At 60.4% G+C, this 4,194-nt stretch carries 6 protein-coding genes; all 6 read left to right on the forward strand.

Annotation, left to right across the window (positions count from 1 at the left end):
• Nucleotides 1-100 precede the first annotated feature (100 nt).
• Nucleotides 101-340, forward strand: coding sequence for a pentapeptide MXKDX repeat protein (locus tag HY852_RS12830; RefSeq protein WP_291605080.1), 240 nt, complete (start codon nt 101-103; stop codon nt 338-340).
• 78 nt (nt 341-418) lie between these two features.
• Nucleotides 419-1,048, forward strand: a complete 630-nt coding sequence (locus tag HY852_RS12835) for a cytochrome b/b6 domain-containing protein (RefSeq protein WP_291605081.1) — start codon at nt 419-421, stop codon at nt 1,046-1,048.
• Between the two features lie 6 nt (nt 1,049-1,054).
• The gene (locus HY852_RS12840; RefSeq protein ID WP_291605085.1) at nt 1,055-1,831 is read left to right on the forward strand and encodes a molybdopterin-dependent oxidoreductase; all 777 of its coding nucleotides are present in this window, start codon (nt 1,055-1,057) and stop codon (nt 1,829-1,831) included.
• 181 nt (nt 1,832-2,012) lie between these two features.
• Nucleotides 2,013-2,315, forward strand: a complete 303-nt coding sequence (locus tag HY852_RS12845; RefSeq protein ID WP_291605082.1) for a hypothetical protein — start codon at nt 2,013-2,015, stop codon at nt 2,313-2,315.
• A gap of 104 nt (nt 2,316-2,419) precedes the next feature.
• On the forward strand, nt 2,420-3,430 hold the full coding sequence (locus tag HY852_RS12850) for an MvdC/MvdD family ATP grasp protein (RefSeq protein ID WP_291605083.1): 1,011 nt from the start codon (nt 2,420-2,422) through the stop codon (nt 3,428-3,430).
• 125 nt (nt 3,431-3,555) lie between these two features.
• Nucleotides 3,556-4,194, forward strand: a 639-nt coding sequence (locus tag HY852_RS12855) for an isocitrate/isopropylmalate family dehydrogenase (protein ID WP_291605084.1), incomplete at its 3' end; no start/stop codon positions are given.

The raw sequence follows: 4,194 nt of genomic DNA on the forward strand, positions 1-4,194 counted from the left end.
AGCCGAACGCTAGCTTCCGAGAACGGGAAACTGATGAGGACGTGTTTAACCCTTATGTTAGCGATTAAAGCGCGAATCCATTCCAGAGGGAGCACGCGCGATGAAAAAGGGTCTTCTGTTTTCCGCTATCCTGTCGACCGTAATCGCGACCGGTGTGGCCATGGCGCCGATGGCCTATGCCGCCGACGACATGAAAAAGGACACCATGTCCAAGGACACCATGTCGAAGGATTCGATGAAGAAGGACACGATGTCGAAAGACACCATGTCCAAGGATTCGATGAAGAAAGACGACGCCATGGCCAAAGACAATATGTCCAAGGACAGCATGAAGAAATAAATGGCCGGCCGCCGGGTTCTTTCATCCAGGGGCCCGGCGGGTACGTACTATGCCAACCGCCAATCACGGAAACGAATGATGAGCGCGGAAACGGCAGTCGACGGCAATCGGATCGCGGTACGGGAGACCGTTCATCCGCTCTGGGTGCGCGTCACCCATTGGATCAATGCGCTCGCCATCCTGGTGATGATCGGCTCCGGCTGGCAGATCTACGACGCCGCGCCGCTGTTTGACGGTCTGCGCTTCGGCAAGAGCATCTCGCTCGGCAATTGGCTGGCCGGCGCCTTGCTCTGGCATTTCGCCGCCATGTGGGTGCTGGCGATCAACGGCCTCGTCTATCTGACGCTCGGCATCGTCAGCGGCCGTTTCCGCCGCAAGCTGTTGCCGATCAGCCCGCGCCAAGTGCTGGCCGACGCCAAGGCGGCGCTCAGCTTCAAGCTCTCGCACGACGATCTGTCGCGCTACAACGCAGTGCAGAAGCTGCTCTATGCCGGCGTGATCCTCGCCGGCATCGTGGTGGTGCTGTCGGGCCTGGCGATCTGGAAGCCGGTGCAGCTGCAGGAACTGACCGCGCTGTTCGGCGGCTACGATGCGGCGCGCTACGTGCATTTCTTCGCCATGGCCGCGATCGTCGGATTCCTGGTCGTGCATGTGGCGCTGGCGCTGATCGTGCCGAAGAGCCTACGCGCCATGGTCACCGGGCGATAGGTGGGCATCATGCGCCAGCGTAGAATCATCCCCGGCGTCGATCCGCAACTGCTGATCAAGGATGCCGCCTCGCTGATGCCCGCGGCCTCCCGGCGCGCTTTCCTGCGCGGCGCCGCCAGCCTGGGCGCGCTTACCTTGCTGACCGGCTGCGACATCATCGACGGCGACACCGCCGAAGGCGTCTTGCGCAAGATTTCCGCCTTCAACGACGGCGCGCAGGCGGCGCTGTTCAGTCCGACCAAGCTGGCGCCGACTTATCCGGAAAGCGCCATCACGCGGCCATTACCGTTCAACGCCTATTACGACGAGGACGACGCGCCGGTAGTCGACGGCAACAGCTACAAACTCGAAGTGGCCGGCCTGGTCGACAACAAGAAGCCGTGGACGCTTGCCGAGCTGCACGCGCTGCCCGAGGTGTCGCAGATCACCCGCCACGTCTGCGTCGAAGGCTGGAGCGCCATCGGCTCCTGGCAGGGCACGCCGCTGTCGGAATTCCTCGCGCGCATCGGCGCCGACACCCGCGCCAAATATGTCTGGTTCAAATGCGCCGAGGGCTACACCAACACCATCGACATGCCGACCGCGCTGCATCCGCAGACGCAGATGACCTTCAAATACGACCACAAGATCCTGCCGCGCGCCTACGGCTTCCCGATGAAGATCCGCATCCCCACCAAGCTCGGCTTCAAGAACCCGAAATACGTGGTGGCGATGGAAGTCACCAATACCGACAGAGGCGGCTATTGGGAAAACCAGGGTTACAACTGGTTCAGCGGGTTGTAGCGTTCGGTTCGGTCGGTCGTCATGGCCCCGGACCAAAATAGACCAGCGATTCGAATGCCCTCGGTCGAATTCCAATTCGGCTTGGCGCGCGATCCTGCTTGACAGCGGCTATGCGCGAGACCGACATTAATATTGTTAAATTTGAGTCCGCTGTCGAATGCAAACAGGAGAATGCGGCATCATGACCAAAACCAGCACGTTTAGCGCGGCCCGACGTAGCGCATTGCGTCTGTTCGGACTTGGCGCTGCCGGCACCGTCATTGGCGTAGCCATTGGATCGGACAAGCTTTTCGCCAAGCAATTCGTCGGATCGGTGACGCCGGTGACCCCGCCGGACATGATTTATGATCCCGAACTTCAAATGATGGTCGATCCCGCGTCACGGCGGCCGATCTATCATGACTCCCAAAAGGTCGCGACGATCAACGCCACCGTGACCGCCGGCTGCCCGACCTGCCCCAAATGCGACGATAACTGTGGGTAATTAGAGCAATCCGCGACGCTGCCGACATTCGTCAGAATATCGCATAGCTTTCGTTTCAACCGATTCTGATCCGGGCTCGGCGGCCGTCGCGGGTGCAACGCCACATGATGGGCGGCGAGCCCGCTTCCCGGCGCGGGAGGGGGCCGACAGTGTCTAAGACTTGCGTTCTGATTACCGAGCGATTTGAGCCTACGGCGGACTGTCTGCTGGCGGAATTGCGGCGGCGCAACGTTCCGTGTTTGCGCTGGAATCTCGATCAGTTTCCGGTCAATGCCGTCTTGACCTATCGTGCATCGAACGATCATTTCGGCGCGGAAATGTCGATCGATGGACGCACGCTCGATGTTGCGTCGATCGGGAGCGTTTGGTGTCGTGGATTTCGGCCATCCGGATTTCCCGACGGTCTTGACGACGAAGATTTGAAATTTGCGCAGGAGGAATCGCAACGCGCGCTGGAGGCTCTCATGACGATCATGGGAGTCTTGTGGATGAACCACCCGCACTGCCACGCGCGCGCGAACTCGAAGGCCGCCCAACTTTACGTCGCTCGCCAGGTTGGCCTGGAAATTCCACCGACCGTCATCACAAACGATGCGAATGAGGTCCGTCGTTTTCTCACGCGATGGAAAGATTCGATCGTCTACAAGGCTCATTCGCAAAGCTTGAACCTTGAACCGGGAAAGGCCCTCTATACCGGAATTGTCACCGAGAACGAGATCAAGAACCTCGATCTGATCCGGACAAGTCCGGGCATATTCCAGCAATACGTGAAGAAGGCCTATGAAGTGCGAGCAACCGTGGTCGGCTCGCGCATCTTCGCCGCAAAAATCGACTCACAAGCAAATCCCGAAACAGAGATCGACTGGCGACGCAGGCCTTTTGACATCGAGGAACAGTCGATCGAGCTGCCGGCCGACGTCGCAGCCAAGATTCACGCATTCATGCAGATATTCGGGCTGCATTTCGGTGCGTTCGATTTCATCGTGACGCCTGACGGGCGCCACGTATTTCTCGAAATTAATCCGGCGGGGCAATATCTCTGGGTCGAGGCGCAAACCAAGCTTCCGATTACGGCGGCTCTTGTCGACGTCCTTAGCGAGGCCTGCCGGACGTGACCCCGAAGCCGGTCGAATCGGAGACGCCAGCCATTTCGCATTGACGGCGGCGCTGTTCGCGCTTGCCATTGCCTGCCTTGCCCTTTAGCACTCCGCGCAGTCGAGTAAATGGCGAGGCGTACAAAATGGCGACCCACAATCTTCTTCTATTGCCCGGCGACGGCATCGGCCCCGAGGTGATGGCGCAAGTGAAGCGCGTCATCGACTTCTTCAACAAGAAGGGCCCCGACGGGTTCACCACCGAGGAAGCCCTGGTAGGCGGCTGCTGCTTCGACGCCCACGGGGTCGCCATTACCGACGCCACCATGGAGAAGGCCAAGGCCGCCGACGCCGTGATCTTCGGCGCGGTGGGCGGACCGAAATGGGACAAGGTGCCCTTTGACGTGCGGCCGGAGGCCGGGCTGCTGCGCCTGCGCAAGGACCTCGACCTCTATGCCAACTTGCGTCCGGCGGTGACCTATCCGGCGCTCGCCGATGCGTCTTCGCTCAAGCGCGAGCTGGTCGAAGGCCTCGACATCATGATCCTGCGCGAGCTGACCGGCGGGGTGTATTTCGGCGAGCCGAAGACCATCACCGATCTCGGCAATGGCCAGAAGCGCGCCATCGACACCCAGGTCTACGATACCTACGAGATCGAGCGCATCGGGCGGGTGGCCTTCGAGCTGGCGCGCAAGCGGCGCAACAAGGTCACCTCGATGGAAAAGCGCAACGTCATGGTATCGGGCGTGCTGTGGAACGAGGTGATGACGGCGCTGCACGCGCGC

The sequence above is a fragment of the Bradyrhizobium sp. genome, assembly GCF_016213215.1.
GTDB lineage: Bacteria > Pseudomonadota > Alphaproteobacteria > Rhizobiales > Xanthobacteraceae > Bradyrhizobium.